This is a genomic window from uncultured Microscilla sp. (assembly GCF_947493425.1).
In the GTDB taxonomy this organism is placed as follows: domain Bacteria; phylum Bacteroidota; class Bacteroidia; order Cytophagales; family Microscillaceae; genus Microscilla.
In genome coordinates this window covers 16,640-34,166 of the sequence record NZ_CANLRP010000057.1, presented here as the reverse complement: position 1 = coordinate 34,166, position 17,527 = coordinate 16,640, and the positions used below count along the sequence as shown (strand labels likewise).

Annotated in this window: 10 protein-coding genes; 3 read left to right on the top strand and 7 right to left on the bottom strand. The window is 40.9% G+C overall.

Annotated features, from left to right (window positions below):
• Positions 1-756: 756 nt before the first annotated feature.
• Positions 757-4,425, bottom strand: a complete 3,669-nt coding sequence (locus tag Q0954_RS15935; RefSeq protein WP_299458488.1) for a PKD domain-containing protein — start codon at positions 4,423-4,425, stop codon at positions 757-759.
• A gap of 653 nt (positions 4,426-5,078) precedes the next feature.
• Between Q0954_RS15935 and Q0954_RS15930 the strand changes: the two genes are divergently transcribed.
• Positions 5,079-5,795, top strand: a complete 717-nt coding sequence (locus tag Q0954_RS15930) for a 16S rRNA (uracil(1498)-N(3))-methyltransferase (RefSeq protein WP_299458487.1) — start codon at positions 5,079-5,081, stop codon at positions 5,793-5,795.
• A 77-nt stretch (positions 5,796-5,872) separates the two neighbouring features.
• Positions 5,873-6,541: a DUF4159 domain-containing protein gene (locus tag Q0954_RS15925; protein ID WP_299458486.1), complete on the top strand. Its 669-nt coding sequence runs from the start codon at positions 5,873-5,875 to the stop codon at positions 6,539-6,541.
• A 119-nt stretch (positions 6,542-6,660) separates the two neighbouring features.
• On the opposite strand, the gene Q0954_RS15920 is transcribed toward Q0954_RS15925, so the two are convergent.
• The 6 genes from Q0954_RS15920 to Q0954_RS15895 all read right to left on the bottom strand — a co-directional run bounded on the left by Q0954_RS15920 (position 6,661) and on the right by Q0954_RS15895 (position 16,515).
• Positions 6,661-8,292: a DUF1800 family protein gene (locus Q0954_RS15920; RefSeq protein WP_299458485.1), complete on the bottom strand. Its 1,632-nt coding sequence runs from the start codon at positions 8,290-8,292 to the stop codon at positions 6,661-6,663.
• A gap of 54 nt (positions 8,293-8,346) precedes the next feature.
• Complete coding sequence (locus tag Q0954_RS15915) at positions 8,347-9,771, bottom strand: DUF1501 domain-containing protein (protein ID WP_299458484.1); 1,425 nt, start codon at positions 9,769-9,771, stop codon at positions 8,347-8,349.
• A gap of 350 nt (positions 9,772-10,121) precedes the next feature.
• Positions 10,122-11,825 (bottom strand): hypothetical protein, encoded by a 1,704-nt coding sequence (locus Q0954_RS15910; RefSeq protein ID WP_299458483.1) that lies wholly within the window; start codon positions 11,823-11,825, stop codon positions 10,122-10,124.
• A gap of 360 nt (positions 11,826-12,185) precedes the next feature.
• Positions 12,186-14,420 carry a GEVED domain-containing protein gene (locus tag Q0954_RS15905; RefSeq protein WP_299458482.1) on the bottom strand — a complete coding sequence of 745 codons (2,235 nt, stop codon included), beginning with the start codon at positions 14,418-14,420 and terminating at the stop codon, positions 12,186-12,188.
• Positions 14,421-15,032: 612 nt separating this feature from the next.
• Positions 15,033-15,260 (bottom strand): ferredoxin, encoded by a 228-nt coding sequence (locus Q0954_RS15900; RefSeq protein WP_002700996.1) that lies wholly within the window; start codon positions 15,258-15,260, stop codon positions 15,033-15,035.
• Positions 15,261-15,276: 16 nt separating this feature from the next.
• On the bottom strand, positions 15,277-16,515 hold the full coding sequence (locus Q0954_RS15895) for a peptidase U32 family protein (RefSeq protein ID WP_299458481.1): 1,239 nt from the start codon (positions 16,513-16,515) through the stop codon (positions 15,277-15,279).
• Positions 16,516-17,257: 742 nt separating this feature from the next.
• Here Q0954_RS15895 and Q0954_RS15890 point away from each other — a divergent pair.
• Complete coding sequence (locus Q0954_RS15890) at positions 17,258-17,452, top strand: hypothetical protein (RefSeq protein WP_299458480.1); 195 nt, start codon at positions 17,258-17,260, stop codon at positions 17,450-17,452.
• The last annotated feature ends 75 nt before the right edge of the window (positions 17,453-17,527 follow it).

Here is a 17,527-nt window from a genome sequence, read left to right as displayed (position 1 = left end):
ACAGCAACAACCCAGGTTGCTTGTGGAGACACAAGCAACGGCGTAGTATTCTGGGTTGTTTAAGTCTTCCGGCTTAATACGTGTCACCTACTTAGTATGACGCCTTCTTTCATTGTCTCAAAGCTTTTACACCCAGATTGCTTCTGGAGACACCATAGCCGTCAGGCTAAGAGGAGCATAGTAAAAAAATCACTTAAAAAATACCGTCACCGCCTCAGCGAGTGTCCCCACGCGCTGATCGAATCGCCAAAACTTGGGCACTGAAAGATATTTCAGGGGTGTAGCCTGACGGCTAAGCAGAAAACCATAAAAACTAAGTGTTTCTTCTCTTTTACACAGAAATATTTAGAACTAAAAAAACAGCTTGCTGCTGGCGCACGTCATCCTCGCGTGTGCCATCGTAGAATTGGCTGGGCACGCGCGAGGACGCAGCGCGCCATCTTCAAGCACTGATTAAAACATCAATATCTGGCAATGAAAGACAGATTAAATCACTAAAAAATATTAGCCTAACGGCTATGGTGGAGACACAAGCAACGGCGTAGTATTCTGGGTTGTTTAAGTCTTCCGGCTTAATACGTGTCACCTACTTAGTATGACGCCTTCTTTCATTGTCTCAAAGCTTTTACACCCAGATTGCTTGTGGAGACACAAACAACGGCGGAGTATTTTGATAATCAATCATGCCAAGTCCGCCCTACGGAAGACTTGACACAACAGGGGAGACACAAACAACGGCATAAAGAGCTTACCACCTCAACGTTTACGGAACTTTTGCTGTACCACCCATTGCCCTTTTTGCACCCTCACAAGGTAGATGCCTGCGGGCAAATGATGAACATCTACTACTAACTGCTTACTTGGCTTTAGCAAGATTCCCTTCTTCATTATTTTGCCTTCGGCATTGGTGACAGACCATTGAGCAAAAGCAGGCAAGCCCTTTGATTTGCCCAGAGTAACGCTTACGGTATGGGTTGCCGGATTAGGATATATGATGGTTTGCGCCTGACTTTCAACATTTTGAACTCCAGTAACCATGTGATGGTCTTCATTTTTTTCATTGCGAATAAAGTTTACCTTACATAATGCTGCCTGGTACACTTTTCTTGTTTCATAGTTTTCGACAAACACCACTACTTTTAACCTTTCGATGGGTATGTTGCCTGTATTCCAACTAAAACTGAGGGTATGAGCAGCGCCTTGTGCCCAGTTTTTTGCCAAAAAAGTTCCAGAGGCGTCGGGCAACATTTTGCGTACTACCTGATGGTATATTTCTCCCCCCATTTTTACTGCAGTGTCTACTACCACCGCATGCACTACCAATTTTTTGTCAAATGCCTGTAACGCAGTAAGCGTAGCCGAGAAATTCAACTGCCCTTTGGTTATTTCAGCCTGGCCAATGTTAATTTCAAAAGGAGACATAACAAGGGTGTGATAATAAAATAGGCGCTCTGCCCACTCAATGTCAAGACTTTTAGATTCGAGCGTACTGCCATCTATTACTACTTGAGGTGCCTGACGAATACCATAATGAAAAGATCGTCCACTAGGGTCTTTGTGGTTGAGCTGGTTGGCCTCGTCAGGCCCCGGAAACCCCACATGGTAGTGCAAATTAATCATTTCGTTTTTGGTCACTACAAAGTTATGTGCCTGCTGGTCTTTGCCTGCTGCTCCCGCCGCTCCCTGATTGGTAAAATACTCCATCAACACCAGTCGGTTTCGATTGTTGATCTGGAAGTTATCAAAGGCAAAGCCATCAAACTTTTTATTGGGAGGATCATCAGCATTGCTACCAAAAGCAACTCTGAATCGAATAATTTTGCGTGACAACTTCAGCATTTTTTCCAGTGCTGCATCCAAGGTAAACCTTGCGGTTTGCCACCCTTCTTTTTGCTCGTATTGGCGGTTGCCCGACCAGCCCTGATTGTCTATATTGTCGTTGGTCATATATTTACCAGGGCTACCCAGTATAGGGCGTGAGTTGTACCATTGCAAGCCTTGGTTTATCTGCCCTACTCTCCACCAGGTTTTGCCATCGTCAACTGTATACAGTAGCACCACACCATCAGACCCAGCATCTGTATCTACCCAATAATCAAACGATACTGTAGGGCGTTGCAAGTCAGTAATGTCAAAAGAAGGGCTTTCTACATACGAATGTTCTCTGGCATAATAGCGGGCTTGGTTGCTGGTGGCATGAGGCAGATTTTGATTATCAGTAACCCAAGCTTTGCCCTTATCGGCAGAAATATGCCCAAAACCAGCAGGAGTCTTGAGTTGCCAACTACAGCGTTGAATCAATATACCTGCCGAGTCTACCTTACCGCTGGTAGCCCAATAGTGTGTAAGGTTGCCAAATTGCTCTGAATATAACAAGTTCTTCTTTACCTCAACTATAGGAAAAATATCAATGCGTTTGGTCAATTCATAGGTAATGAAATCTTCTGCCACAATGGTAAGCTTTACCACATAACTACCTGCTTGGCTGTAGGTGTGCGCTGGGCTATTGTCTGTTGAGGTAGTACCATCACCAAAATCCCATTTTTGACTGTTAATTTTGTCGTTGCTTGCTCCTAAATCTACCGATTTCAGAAACTGGGTAGGCTTCCCCAATTGTTGCCCATTAAAATCTATAGTTACCTGAAACGACTTATTAATTGAATACTCTCTGCTTTTTTCATCCTTAATTTCCAGGTTATAAGAAACATTTTGAGGTTGTGGACTTTGAAGCGCCATCGTTGGGTTAATATCATTACTTCGTTGATTCTCAAATGTCCACTTCCAGCCCCAAGCAGGGGTTGCGGTTGGCACATGTGTTTTAAAATATACAAAAGGGCTGTCCAAATCGCGTGACACCCACATTTTCATGTCTTTGGGTACCCTGCCATCTAACACCTTAATATCAAACTGTCCTTTGGTTACACAACCAGTACTACCACTGGTAAACACATAATCTATTGTAACAGTCCGTGGATAGGGCCCTAAGATCAAGTTGGGTACAAAGGTGTTTTTGACAATGCCACTGCCTGAAAAACGTATTTCGCCATTGGCAGGTGACACTACCGATAGTACTTGAGGGTGCTCGTTGCTTAATAGTTCTACGGGTTTGTCAAACACCAATGCATCGGGTTGGTTAATCGTAATTGTAAACTCTTTGGAAGGGGTGCCTTGTTTGCACTGCCTAATTGCCTGCACCGAAATAATACCAGAGTCGAGAACGGTGCCTTCTTTTAAGAATAAGCTAATGGCATTGTTAGGAGTTTGCCAACGTCCTGCTCCCAAGTTTACCAAAAAACTACCCACAGGATCTTTAAATATAGCAGGTACACTCCAAATATAATGTGTAGCCCCACTTACTGGAGGCACAAAATAGTTTTGTGAATCAAAAGAACCCACACATATAGCCTGAGGTCCCACCACGTCTACAGTATCAAGGTTAAAGCTATTTTCATAAATCACTGCCCTACCCTCAAGGTTTGCCAGTGTCATAGGGTTACCTTCTATATACAAGCCACTGATAAAGTATGCGGTTTCTTGCTTTGCTCTTAATATACCACTCTTGTTGGTAGTTCCTTGGTATTTCACCCTAATGCCCGAAATTATAAGTGAGCCACTGGTATGCGCCGAACCATCAACACTTATATCAATGTTTATTTCGTTGCCCACCAAGCTCACCGGTAAACCTTGAGTTGCCCCCAAACCATACATTTCAGCCTTGATTTCACCAGAGGAAAGGTTGCTAATGACAAAATCGGGATCACTCATTTCCAGCGTAAGTGTATGGCTTTCGCCTGGGGTAAAACTGTATTGGTCTTGTTCGGCAATAATGATAGGCGAAATAGTAGTTTCGTTATCGTTGGGGCATAAAAGCTCAGAAGTACCAGTAGTGATGGAAATTTCTTTAGTAGTTTTAAAGTCAAGCTCTTCAGAATGACAATCTCTACTCCAATTTCCAGTAATCGAGTTTTTTCCTTGTACTCCTCCTGTTTTTAGCTTAAGTCTATACCAAGTATTGGACCTTAAACCATTCTTTAATTTTAACAAAACAGTTACTTTTTTTCCGCTATGTGTAATATCTACATTGCTCATAACCATGTTGCTTGCAACCAAAGAGTTGGGCGTACCATCATAATAAGGATAAAGCTCAAACATTGCCACTATGTCGGCTACCGAGGTAATCATAGCCCCAGTGGTAACCGCTGACCTAAAGTCTTCGTCAAACTCAATCTCTATGCTAAAGGCATTCATAGGTACCCCATAAAAATCGTTTGTATAATCTCCAAAAGTATGATTACCAGCCAGATTAGTAATCTTAAAAGATGTCACGTATGGGCGACCCGCATGCGCCGAAGCAATGGGCAAAAATGCTAGCAGTAGCCAGCTCAGAATAGTAGTTACAGGTTGGTTGATTACGGTAAATTTCATTGGTTGTGATTTTAAATTATAACCTCAATAATGTGTAAATTCTCGATAAACCCTCTTTGCAGGCATTACTACTTACTGATTATTCATATTATTCATTTGTATAATACAATTAAATGTTTGAATAATAGCTTATAAGACATAACAAGCCACTGTATAAAAGAAGAGTCTATACAATCAGTATTTTTGAATAATAAAACAATCAAAAGAGAAATGAAAAGCCTATGTATCCCTTAAAAGCAGGATAAAGACGAGGTGTAATAAAAAATTGGATAAGAATAATTAAAGTTGCAAAGGATGTAGCAATATTCATGTTAACTGCGGTTTGGGTTGTAATTATTTATTTGTAGAATACAATTCTTCTGGCAAAAAAACAATATTGAAACAGGTCACTGTCCGACTGATACCAAAGATTATGTTGTTGCCTTTTGTAGGCTTGACTATGATTTGGTCTGTGGTATTATTTTAGCCATTTTTTTTCGCGAATTAAGATAATTACTCTAATATATGCCACTTTTTAACATATTAATTGTTGCTTTTTCACCTTGCAAAAAGCCGATTTGAAACAGGTAAGGATTTATCAATTTGCCCTGCTTTGAAATAGGATTTTGTTTTGTAGATTGCAAAATTGATTTAGAATTTATTTTATCTGTTTTATGCTCAAACTATCTCAACTTTTTTATAGTCCTCAAATCACCCATCAACAAGCCACACTTTCAGAAGAAGAATCACGGCATTGCGTGAAAGTATTACGTATGAAAAAAAGCGATGAACTACACCTAACCGATGGCAAGGGAAATTTATTTTTGGCAAAAATTGCTGAACCACACCACAAAAAATGTGTGCTCGACATTGTACATACTATAGAGCAAACTCCTGCCCCGCTGTACCACATTCATGTGGCTATAGCCCCTACCAAAAACATTGACCGGATAGAGTGGTTTGTAGAGAAGTCGGTAGAATTTGGCATCCAACAAATAAGCTTTGTGCAATGCGATCGCTCAGAACGTAAGCAGATAAAATTACCCAGGATTCAAAAAATTGCCCTCAGTGCTATGAAACAATCACTTAAATTTTTTATGCCTCAAATTAATGAAATGGTGAATTTTAAAAATTTTATGGCTGACCTAACACCAGGCGAAACCCGCTATGTAGCCCACCTCAACGAAGGTGAAAGAGTTTTTTTGAAGGATGTAGCACAAAAACACCAAAAATATTGTATTTTGATTGGGCCAGAAGGAGACTTTACGCCTGGCGAAGTAACCCTTGCCCTCAACAATGAGTTTAAAGCGGTGAGCTTGGGCAATAGTCGGCTACGTACCGAAACTGCGGGCATAGCGGCTTGTCATTTGCTGAATATTGTCAATGAATAGCTTTAAGTAGAAACTTACATCTTTATTTCTAAAGGCTGGTTTAGATAATTGAATAATCAAACCATATAAATAATCATATGAACACAAAAAAAATTGTATTGCTCTGCCTGAGCTTATACCTGAGCGTGGGTCTGGTAAAGGCACAAAAAGCCACGTATAAAATAGCCAAACTAAAATACAATGGAGGCGGCGACTGGTATTCAAACAAAACCGCCTTGCCTAACCTTATCAAGTATTGCAACCGAAACCTTCAAATGAACATTCATTACGAAGATGATGTAGTGGAAGTAGGTAGCCCCGAATTATTTGCTTATCCTTTGGTACACATGACGGGGCACGGCAATGTGCTGTTTAGCAGTTCGGAAGCAGAAAACCTGCGAAAATACCTGATTTCGGGGGGCTTTTTGCACATAGACGACAACTACGGTTTGGATAAATTTGTCCGCTCAGAAATGAAGAAAGTATTCCCTGAACTCGATTTTGTAGAGTTGCCCTTTAACCATCCTATTTATAATCAAAAATATAAGTTTCCGAATGGTTTGCCCAAAATTCATAAACATGATGGCAAGCCTGCTCAAGGTTTTGGTATTATTTACGAAGGACGTTTGGTATGTTTTTATACTTATGAATGTGACCTGGGAGATGGCTGGGAAGATACTGCCATTCATAACGACCCACCAGAGTTAAGAGAAAAGGCACTGCGCATGGGCGCCAATATTATTATGTTTGCTTTTACTACTTTTTAAACAAACAACAGTAAGCGATAAGGCACAGTCCATGCCTCACAAGTTCTTACTTATGTTGGCTCATGTTTTTTACCGCCTGTAACAATTCTTGTCGCTACAGGCGGCTTTTTTTATACGCTTTACTTCAGTACGGCATACTCTGGGGCAATCATTACCAGAAAAAGTGCCATATTTAAGCGTTGATCTTTAGGTGTTTTGGCAACTGCTGTAGTCATCACCTTTTTTGCCTGAGTCGACAATTGCCCACAAGCAAGTAAGATATCCAAATGCGTTATCAACTCTCTAGGCTTATCCAATAGTTCGTTTTCTTCTTCAAAGTCAAGCTTCATCTTTACACGACGCTGTACCCCTTGCCTGTCGTCCTCATCATCGCCAAAAGGGCTATTTTCAAAACACCAGTCGCTTACCTCATTGATGTACCCAATAGAAGTAGATGAATTATGAATTTGAAACACAGGAGCCACCAATTGCTGATCGGCAATTGCCCCATTGGGTTGGTAATTAGGCAAATAGAAATTAAACACACTTTGGGCATACAAAGGAGCTTGTCCTATGCTTTCTTCCCAGCGTACCAAGTGATTGATAAATACCCCGCGTGAAGCTTCGGCTTTAAACGCCTTTAAAAACCCGGTATAACGCAAAAGAGGTTCTCTCAACTTGCCCCCTTTAGGATTGTTTTCTGCTCCAGTCTTTCTTATTTCAGGGTCAAGCAGTATTGCCCTAATCACTGCTTTCATATCTCCTCTTACCCCTTGCCCATTGTTATTAAAAGCGTTTGCCACTCTATTGACATAGGCAGGGCTGGGGTTGGCACTGGTGAGCAACTGTATAAGGGCTTTGCCAATAAAAGGGCCTACATTGGGGTGATAAAATAAGTTATCAATGGCATCATTAAAATCTTTCATACCAGTTTGTCCAGCAGGTATTACCTTGCCCCTCAGTAATTTTTTTGGGCCTGGCTCGTGCCATTCATCATACATTTTCATTGGGCTTAACAGGGCTTTGTGTCGTTCTTCTCCTTCGAAGTCGTCTACCGGAAACAACCACTTGGCAGTAGGACAATCACAACCAAAACCTGTAAATATTTTGGCAAACTCACGAATGGTCGCATTATCATAAGTAGGTATAAACTCTCCTTTGGCATCTTTTTTTCGAGTACCATCATTGTTGAGCTCATACAAACCAATAGAAAAGAGCTGCATTACCTCACGGGCATAGTTTTCGTCTGGGTGAATATTTTTGGTTTTATCTCCTTTGGGATTATACAAATGACTTAAATACATGCCCATAGAAGTACTACGGCTCACGGCTGCCAACAGATCGCGGTAGTTGCCATACGTATGCTTGCTCAATAGCTCATAATAAGCGTTAGAAACAAGTGGTTCATCCGTAAAAAAATCGTTGGCAAACGCTGACACTACAAAAATCTGGCTCAAAGCATAGGTGACCCTTTGGCGCACCAAGTCGGGTTGCCCCAACACCAGGTTCCACCACGCCGCCCTAAAACGAAATACTCCTGGTGGGTCATCTACATTTTTTGAAAAATAGGTTTTCAATTCCTCGCCTACCTCAAGTACACTTTTACGGGGCAAAGCCAATTGTTTGTCTAACCAGGTTTTGTACCCTTGTTGGGCTACTTCTTTTATATTTTCTGAGTGATAGCCAAGGGTGGCTTGCGCCAAAAATCTTGACGCATCTTTTAGGGGTACAGCAGGATAAAGGGTATCTTTTTGATTTTGAACTAAAGGCATTTTTCAAAATAATTTAATCAATAAAATAAAAAGGTTTGGGTTGAATAGAAGTGTTTAATCTGCCATAAAACCAATGGGGGGCGTACTACCGAGCGAATAAAAGTGGGGCAGGTTGGGAAAAATATCTACTAAATCGGTATTAGATACCCCAAACCAACGAGCAAGTTCTGCAAAATATTCATCAGTAGATGTAGTAGGCAACAATACTCCATTATCTACGTCCAGGTTGCTCTTTAACACCAACGAAGGATACTTTCCATACACTTTGCCTCCTTTTACCTTCCCACCCATCATCATTACATTGCCTCCCCAGGCGTGGTCGGTACCATTGCCATTAGAGGTAAGCGTACGCCCAAAATCTGAAATAGTAAAAGTAGTCACCTCGTCATGGGTTTGTAGCTCCTGCATAGCTGTGTTAAACTCTTTGAGCGCCTTGCTCAATACCGCCAGCATTTTTCGTTGGCTTTTCAATACCCCATCGTGGTGATCCCAACCACCAAATGTAATAAAGAAAGTTTGTCTATTTACATTGAGCGACTTACGCGCTGCAATGGTTTTGGCAACCATTTGCAAACTTTGTGAAATTTCGTTTTTAGAAAACGCTGTCTTGACATTTACTTTTTGAATGGCTTTGCTAAATATTTCATGAGTGGCTTGTGAACCACTCACTACATCCGCGTAAGTCTTGGTAAAAACATCAGCATACTGCTGCTCCATCAAACTTTTTACTGCAGTAGTACGAATTTGATCCAACATATCATCACCGCCATAATCTCTAATACCTACACTGCCCAATCCCCGTGGCTCTATTGAGTACTCTGCTATCTTATTGCCAGACTGAAACACATTGCGTCCTGATAAAGATATATTCATAGAGATGTTTTGGTTGGTGTTCATACTCTGCAAAATATCCGCCATACGCCCTCCCCAACCATAGGCAGCACGGCTTTGAGGGACAGAGGTTTGCCATTGCTGTATTTGGTCGGCGTGCGAAAACAATCCCAAAGGCAATGATACTGATTGATTGATGTATTGAGCTTTGGTGGTAGGCTGTACCAATGTGCCTACGTTTGCCAAAAAAGCCATATCACCTTTGTTAAATAACTCCTGGACTTCGGGCATTGACGGGTGCAGCCCTAACATAGGCTGTCCGGTTACTAAGGGTTGCAGCCCAAGTATACGGTCTTTTTTAATGGCAAGGTTAGCCCTGGTAGTGGCATACTCGGCATAGGTATCTACGTCGTTAGGAATCAACATATTAAACGAGTCATTGCCTCCGGCTAACAGTATACACACCAGTGCTTTGTAATCTTTGTTTGCCACCAATGAGCGAGCCGCTGCTTCATTGGTCATTCCTAAGTTAAAAAGGGAGGAAAAGAAGGTTGTAGTACCTATAGCAGCACAACTTGCCGTGCCTAAAAATTTGCGCCGATTCATGGTATTTTTACTCTGATCTCTAGCAGCCTTACTCTTTTTCATATTTTATCTTTCTTACTTTGATAATTGTATTGCCTGTTATACGGCATTTTTTTAAAAAAGTATGTATAATGAAAAAAGTAGATGTTAGAACCTGGTTTAAAGCGTTCGTGTTTAATTATTTTTACTTGGCTTAAGTTTTTTTGAGCTGAAGTTATCTAATGTCTATAGATGTGCGTGGACAACAGTTGAAAAGATTCTGCCATTCATAACAATCTGCCAGAGCTCAGAGAAAAAGCGTTGCGTATGGAGTGCCCACATTCTCATGTTTGCTTTTACTACTTTTTGAGAAATGTTGTCAAAAATAAGCTTAAGTGGCTCATTTCTGACAACATCACTTTACGCTGAGTTAATTAAAACTCATACAAACGCCGGGCAATGTTCCAACGAAAACGTACCGTACCCATCAGGTTGCGTTGGGTGCCCAAAACACTGGTTTGCTGCCTTAGGGTAGCCTGCAAGTCGATGAACATATTATGAAGCAACTGGTAGCTGGCGTTAAAGTCAGCAAATACCAAGTTAGTTTCAATGCCTTGGGCAATTCGGTTGCCATACTCTTGCTGAAAAGTTTGCGACGTAAAAATGTCTCGTCCCCAGTTGGTACCTGTGCTATCTGCTCCATAGCGGGTATACAACACTTTGGCGGCCAGTTGGAGGCGTTTGACAGGTTGGTAACGGGCTATACCAATAAATTCATAAAAGTTGGCTCCTATAGGATGCGCCAAGGCTTGGTTGTAATTGGTGAAATTTCGGTACTTAAAATTGTGGCGATACATATACGGGCGCACAATGTTTACTTCGCCTCGCAGATCGAGGTTATTTACCCCCAAGGCATCTATGTACAATAAACCCAACTGCCCGGCTTGCTTGTTGCCCCACCAACCATTGCCATTGCGTACTTCAGAAATCACAAATTCATCAATGACCAACTGTCCATACAAAGAGAACCGCTTCAAAAAGTTCCATTTAAAGTCCATTCCCAACATGGCATTATCGGGGCTACCCAACTGTTGCTCTGCCGAGCGATAAAAAATGATGGGGTTGAGGTAGTTAAAGTCAAAAGTGCCACTGCCCCCATTCAAGTTAGTGGTATCATTACGGGCAAACATGACAGTCTCGAACAAGCCAATGTTAAAGTTTTTGGTAATGTTTACGCTCAAGTGGTGCATAGCAAAGTATTTTTTGGGTCGTAAGCCATCGGCATTGAGCACTTCGGCGGTTAGTTGCCCAAAAATATTTTGGTAGTTGAGTTTCCAGACGTTGGTATTGAGCTTCATAAACAAATAATTGCTGGAGTAGTCGGACAATGCCAATGACCGATAACCGTGCCCTACAATGTTTTTGTCATGCCCAAACTGCAAGCTGATGTTCTTGACTACATCAAAGGTAATATACCCACATGCGGTCAAAAAATCGACCTTGTCTTCGTTCAACGGCCTTTTATAAAACCCCTCGTTGGGCACTGCATTGAGTCGCGTAATTTCGTTGGTGACATAGGTAGGAAAAAGCGCTTGATTATCAGTAAAAAAGGTATAAAAGCCTATTTTTTTACTAATCATTCCCCGTAGCTCTACCCCTCTACTGCTAAAGTAGGGAGTTTGGCTAATGTCGCCCCGCTCTAGCCCACCTCCTACCCCAATCACGGGGTTTACGTGTACTTCAAAGTCATCGCTTTGGTAGTGGTAAAAATCAGATTTTTTTTCCAAAAAATACTTCAGAAAAGGACGCTTTGTATCATTGTTTGCGGTTTTGCTCCACTCCCAGTTATCATTACGCAAATAAGCAAGGTTAAACTCATCTTGTGGCGAAAGCCTCGTACTGTTTTTTTGTACACTATCGGCAAGTTGAGCAATGCCCTTGCGTGAATAGGGTTGTAATTGGGTAGGCAAACTGTTGAGAAATTTACCATTTTTAATCTCATACCGCTTAATGAGATGGGCGTAGTCGTTGTTAATGGGAGCATACACGCTTTGGGCTTGCGCCAACGAAGGCAATATACCCCAAAACAAACCCAAGCAAACACTATAAATCAATGAAAACTTTGTGAACTGTTTCATATATCGTTTTTTTCATTCCTGAGAAAGGGGGCTAATTTATAAAAATAGGCGGAAAAAATGGTTTGATAGTTTTATTACTTTGTGGTTATATCAATGCTGTTTCCTTAACAAAGCTTGTAGCCATTAGCTTTAGCCTGTCGCAGATGGCTCACGCATCTGTTTATTTAAATATTCAATCCTGCTGAGGTACTCCGAAGTCCACTCTAACGCAAGTTTAACGCGGTGTAGCTTATGTCCTTAGATGTTAGAAAGTGTGCGACTTCCTGCTCCTAAAGCAATACAAGGTTGCCTCTGTTGTAGAAGCAACCTTGTACTTTAAGTGTTTTAAGCCACTTGTAGCTTGCAGCTAATGACTTGAAACTAGTCAATCAAGAATTTTCTGGTAGACTTGCCCACACGTAAGATGTACAAACCTTTACCCAGTTTAGAAGTATTGATCTGGAAGTTGCTATCTGATACTTTGCCGCTCAACACTACACGCCCCAAGGCAGACATTACAGTATATACTTGCCCAGCCTGGTTGCTTCTCATATTGATGTTTTGCCCCGATTTGGCAGGACTTGGATACAATACTACAGTTTCGGCAGGTAAATTTTTAGCCACACTTTCTACCGAAGCTCCACCAATGTTTACCGTATAGTCTTCTACCTCGCCATAAGTAAAGTTTTCGCAAGAAGTAGGCACTGCATTGTATTTCATTGATACACGCATACGAGTAGCGCCAGTAGTAGCCGAAGCAGGAATACTAATTGTGCCAGATACAGACGTACTTTGGGTAGCCGACTGGGTAAATACTTGCTCGCCAGCATCAGTAAAGTCACCATCACGGTTAAAATCAATCCATACGCTGTAACCTTCGCTGTATACAGTACCTGTCCAGGTAGGGGTAATAGTAATTGTAGCACTGCTGCCAGGAGCTATCGAGGTAGACGTAGAAGTAAAATCGGTGTAACCATTGCTTCCATCAGAGCTATTGTTGATACTACCAAATACTACCTTACTAATATATTCGTCGCTCACATTATTACCTTTAGAAGCACAGTAAGTAGGTGCAGGGGGAGTCCCAGTAGTAATATTTACGGTGTAGTCTTCTACTTCGCCATAAGTAAAAGTTTCGCAAGAAGTGGGTATTGCATTGTATTTCATTGATACACGCATACGGGTAGTTCCCTTTTTGGCATTCGCCGGAATAGTAATATTACCAGTTACAGGAGTAACTTGGCTTGCTGCCTTGGTAAATACTTGCTCACCAGCATCACCAAAATCGCCATCTTGGTTAAAATCAATCCATACACTGTAGGCTTCATTGTACTTTGTACCTGTCCAGGTAGGGGTAATAGAAATCGTAGTGGTAGAGTTAAGCGCTACATCGGTACTTGTAGTCGTGAAATTAGAATAGCCATTGCCACCATCTGAGCTTTTGTTGATGCTGCCAAATACTACTTTACTAATATATTCGTCGCTTACGTTGTTTCCTTTAGATACACAGTAAGTACCAGGGTCAGGGTTGCCGTCACCAAGCCCCATTGCATTCCAAAAGCTTTGTAACTGCGCATTTGTTCCGCTATTGGAACCTGTAGAGCAACCTCCGTGGGTGTGTACACCAATCGCGTTACCAGTAGCCTCATCAATTACAGGCGAACCAGAGTTACCACCCTCAGTATCCGTGGCATAGTACAATTTAGTACCAGTAGCGCTCGAAAAAGGTCCGGTATGGGTTTGTTGGGTTTGGTTTCTTGTAGGGTTATAAGGGTTGTTACTGCTTTTTTCTACTCCAAAACCAGTAATTCTGATCGTGTTTGCAGCATTAGTTTGTACCACGTTGAAAGACTTGTTTTGAGCTGCCAATGCTGTTAAACCAGTTTCAGAGTTGGTACCTAAGTTGTATACCGCCCAGTCTTCAGACGGATAACCAGTTTGCAGTGAAGAAGCCAAAAGAGGGTATTGATCTTTTACTGGAGGGTGTACAATAGAGCCGTTAGAGTTAGACGCAGGCACATTGAACTCCAGTATTTGGGCGCTTGAACCTGTACAGTGACCCGCTGTTACCATTTTACCATTGGTAATTAACCACCCTGTACATCCTACTGGTACAATACGACCAACTGCAGCATCGTTTGAAGGTATGCGATCGTCGGTACTACCACATTGCGACTTGATGCCACGGGTAGGATAACCCACAATCATTTGCTCCATTTCAAGAAAAACATGCCCTTTATCACGTGAGTCTTGAATAACCTGTACGCTTAATTGGTTACCATTAAAATAAGCACTAGAGTTGCCCCACTCTCTTAGCTGTCCACCAGTCAAAACTTGCTGTTGTCCATCTTTGTAAGAGGTGAAAATAACTTTGCTATACTTCCCAAGGTTAGCCTTAGAAATAATAAAACGCCCATAAATCGCATTTGTGGGCAACTGCACGTCTTTCCATGAGTTGCCCATAGTACGGGATTTACTATCAAACTTGAAGTTTACTTTTTCTACCAAATCGTTTAGGGGGGTTTGCGACCATGCTTGAAGATTTGCAAATAAGACAAGCAAAATGGTGGACAAAACCGAACTGATCGATTTTGCCCAAAATTGATTAACTTTCATCGTAAATAAGTGTATTTAAGTATTGTGCGTAATATAATTGAATGATGCGAAAGTAGTAACTTATCGGGATGAAGCAAATTTATGCACTTGTTTTTTAATACACCTATCCAGAACATAAACAAGTACATACATAACAAATCCATATATTATTTTGATTTATACGCAAAAAATCGAATAAATCCCAATATTTTAAAAGGAATGCGTTTTATGGAGTGTCGCTTAGTACTGGCAATATCATGAGTGAACTCATACAGGGTAGAATGAACAAAAAACAAGTCTTTGCCAAAGCCTAAGTATCACTCTGGCAATCAGTTGCAAAAAGTATAACTAATTGGTTAGTAGTAAAATAAAGAGAGGTTTTTAATGGGGTTAAAGCAGATTTGACGGCCTTTGAACAACCAAATATAGTATACTATAAAAGTTGTTTTACAAAATAATATACTGTTTACAGGGAGTAAACAAATAACTCATTTTTTTGTTTGAAAATTTATCTGGTAAAAGCATTTTTCATAAAAAAAGGTGTAAGTTTTGAGTATTCATATAACAAAACGAAAGCAAAACTAATAAATATTCTCGGAGCATTACATCTAACTATAGGTGCGGCAATCATATTTATCGTTGCCGCACCTGAATGATTTTTACTGGGCAAGCCTCCGCTGCTTTTAGGTTGTCGTCTAGTTCTTCGTCTCCTACCCTCACCGTATAAAACCCTTTTTTTTCGGTCGCACCTAACAACACACTCTTACCATCTTTTTTCGACATACGCCAGCGGTCATAGGCCAGCTCTACGCAATAATGGCAACCAATGCATTTGTGTCGTTGTTGGGTAATTGTAACCATGACCTTTCAAGTTTGTTTACACCTCTACTACCTTATATAACTTATCTGATGGACGAATTTTGGCTGCGACCTTAAACGAGCAAGCTTCACCTCGTTTGGCTTCGTCTACTATGGCATTGTTTACCCTTATTTCATATACACTTGTCTCAATCACTCCGGTAGTTTGTCCGGTAATGAGTATTTGGTCACCTTTTTTCAATGATTGAGCCTCTATCTTAAACTCTCCCACTTGTAGGTTAGAAAAATAATGCACGCCTTTACCTAAGTACACCTTTTTTTGGCGTGCCTTCGAGCCACTCGTATCTGTCCACTCCCCTAATTTTTGCCCCAGGTAATACCCTCCCCAAAAGCCTCGGTTGTACACATTGTGCAAACGCTTCATCCAGCCTTCTATCCTGGCAGAAGTATAAGTACCTGCCTGGTAAGCGTCTATGGCTTCGCGATAACAAGCAATCACGGTTTTTACATATTCGGGTGCCCGCCCTCTGCCTTCTATTTTCAGTACATTGATCCCTGTACCCAATAATTGATCTAAAAAATCTATAGTACACAAGTCTTTGGGCGACATAATAAACTCATTGTCAATATCAAATTCAAATCCTTCCTCTTTGTCGATAACAGTATAAGTACGGCGACAGTTTTGAATACAAGCCCCTCGGTTTGCCGATGAGTTGTGGGTATGCAAGCTCAAATAACACTTGCCCGACACCGCCATACACAAAGCTCCATGTGCAAATACTTCGAGCGCGACCAACTTACCTGAAGGTCCGGTGATTTGTTCTTTTTTCACTGCGTCTGCTATCGCTTTTACTTGCTTGAGGCTTAGCTCACGTGCCAACACCATCACATCGGCAAAGTGGGCAAAAAACTTTACAGACTCTATGTTTGTAATATTGGTTTGGGTAGAGATGTGTACCTCTACCCCCTGAGAGTGGGCATAACTAATTACCGCCTGATCGCTGGCAATGATGGCTGTAATATTATGTTTTTTTACCTCTTGTACAATGCGTTTAAACAACGACAAGTCATGATCATAGATAATGGTATTGAGGGTAAGGTAGGTTTTGACGTTGTATTGTTGGCATATTTCAGCAATTTTACCCAAATCATCCAAGGTAAAATTCATAGTGGCACGGGCGCGCATATTGAGCTGATCTACCCCAAAATATACCGAATTGGCACCTGCCTGAATGGCGGCCATCAACGCTTCAAATGACCCTGCCGGAGCCATGAGTTCTATTTGCTGCTCTATCATCAATTACAAATTTAGAAAGCCACAAATATGAAGTCAAAAATCGGGGTGTAAAATGATTTTTATCATAGCACATAGTCATTTTTTTTCAAACAATTCACTTGAACTTTTTGATATAACAGAGGCTTTAAGTTTGAAAAAGGGATTCACACTTCGTCTGTAATTATGCTTAGGAACGGTGTCAAAATAAATTTACATTCTTAACCTCATCTTTTTTGGACATGCTTCGTTAAAAAAACTTGCCATGGCTATGCCGCGTTTTTTGACCTCGCCTGACCAAAAAATATTTCCTTAAACTATAGAACTTTATTTTTGCATCGTTCCTTAGCTTAGGGTGTTGTGTGACAAACCTGCCCAAAACTTACTTAGCCACCATAGCAAATACGCGTCAAACTCAAAGTTTTTACTTTACCCGCAGTATTTTCCGCTTATCCATTGACATTTGTCTGGCAGGATATTTATGAGCAAAACCAGAAATAATACAAGTAACTGGTGGTCAGTAACAGCAAATTAAAATATGCATTATTAAAAAATGTCTTACACCCGCTGCTTAAGTATTTGATTTTTTTATTAAATTTAAAGATTGACCCAGCGCACGAAAGTAAATTTAACATGAGTGATTTACGAGGAAACATAGACGAAAATAATATTTTGTGTATTGGGTGAATCATCTAACTTTTTTTAGAAAATAACCGTACTTCTTAAAAAAGCAGTAATGACACACGAACACGTTAATTAAACAATTATGACAGAGCATCAAACACCTGAGAACGAGAACTTAAAGGAGTTTCAGGCAGACAAGATAAAATCAAAGCATTTTGCCTGCCGAATTTGGGGACATGACTGGGAAGGAAATAGTTTGAAAAGAACCTGTACCCGCTGTGGCAAAACTCAAACCGCCAAATTTACTACCAACATTTGGGTAGATGTAGAAAATTAAGCCAGTGTTACAAAAGTTAATTTTTGATAACCTACAGAACACATTGTATTCGACACAACTCATATCTAAATATAA

Coding starts and splice junctions, on each gene's coding strand:
- Q0954_RS15935 (WP_299458488.1), bottom strand. CDS start 4,425: ATGAAATTTACCGTAATCAACCAACCTGTAACTACTATTCTGAGCTGG.
- Q0954_RS15930 (WP_299458487.1), top strand. CDS start 5,079: ATGCTCAAACTATCTCAACTTTTTTATAGTCCTCAAATCACCCATCAA.
- Q0954_RS15925 (WP_299458486.1), top strand. CDS start 5,873: ATGAACACAAAAAAAATTGTATTGCTCTGCCTGAGCTTATACCTGAGC.
- Q0954_RS15920 (WP_299458485.1), bottom strand. CDS start 8,292: ATGCCTTTAGTTCAAAATCAAAAAGATACCCTTTATCCTGCTGTACCC.
- Q0954_RS15915 (WP_299458484.1), bottom strand. CDS start 9,771: ATGAAAAAGAGTAAGGCTGCTAGAGATCAGAGTAAAAATACCATGAAT.
- Q0954_RS15910 (WP_299458483.1), bottom strand. CDS start 11,825: ATGAAACAGTTCACAAAGTTTTCATTGATTTATAGTGTTTGCTTGGGT.
- Q0954_RS15905 (WP_299458482.1), bottom strand. CDS start 14,420: ATGAAAGTTAATCAATTTTGGGCAAAATCGATCAGTTCGGTTTTGTCC.
- Q0954_RS15900 (WP_002700996.1), bottom strand. CDS start 15,260: ATGGTTACAATTACCCAACAACGACACAAATGCATTGGTTGCCATTAT.
- Q0954_RS15895 (WP_299458481.1), bottom strand. CDS start 16,515: ATGATAGAGCAGCAAATAGAACTCATGGCTCCGGCAGGGTCATTTGAA.
- Q0954_RS15890 (WP_299458480.1), top strand. CDS start 17,258: ATGACAGAGCATCAAACACCTGAGAACGAGAACTTAAAGGAGTTTCAG.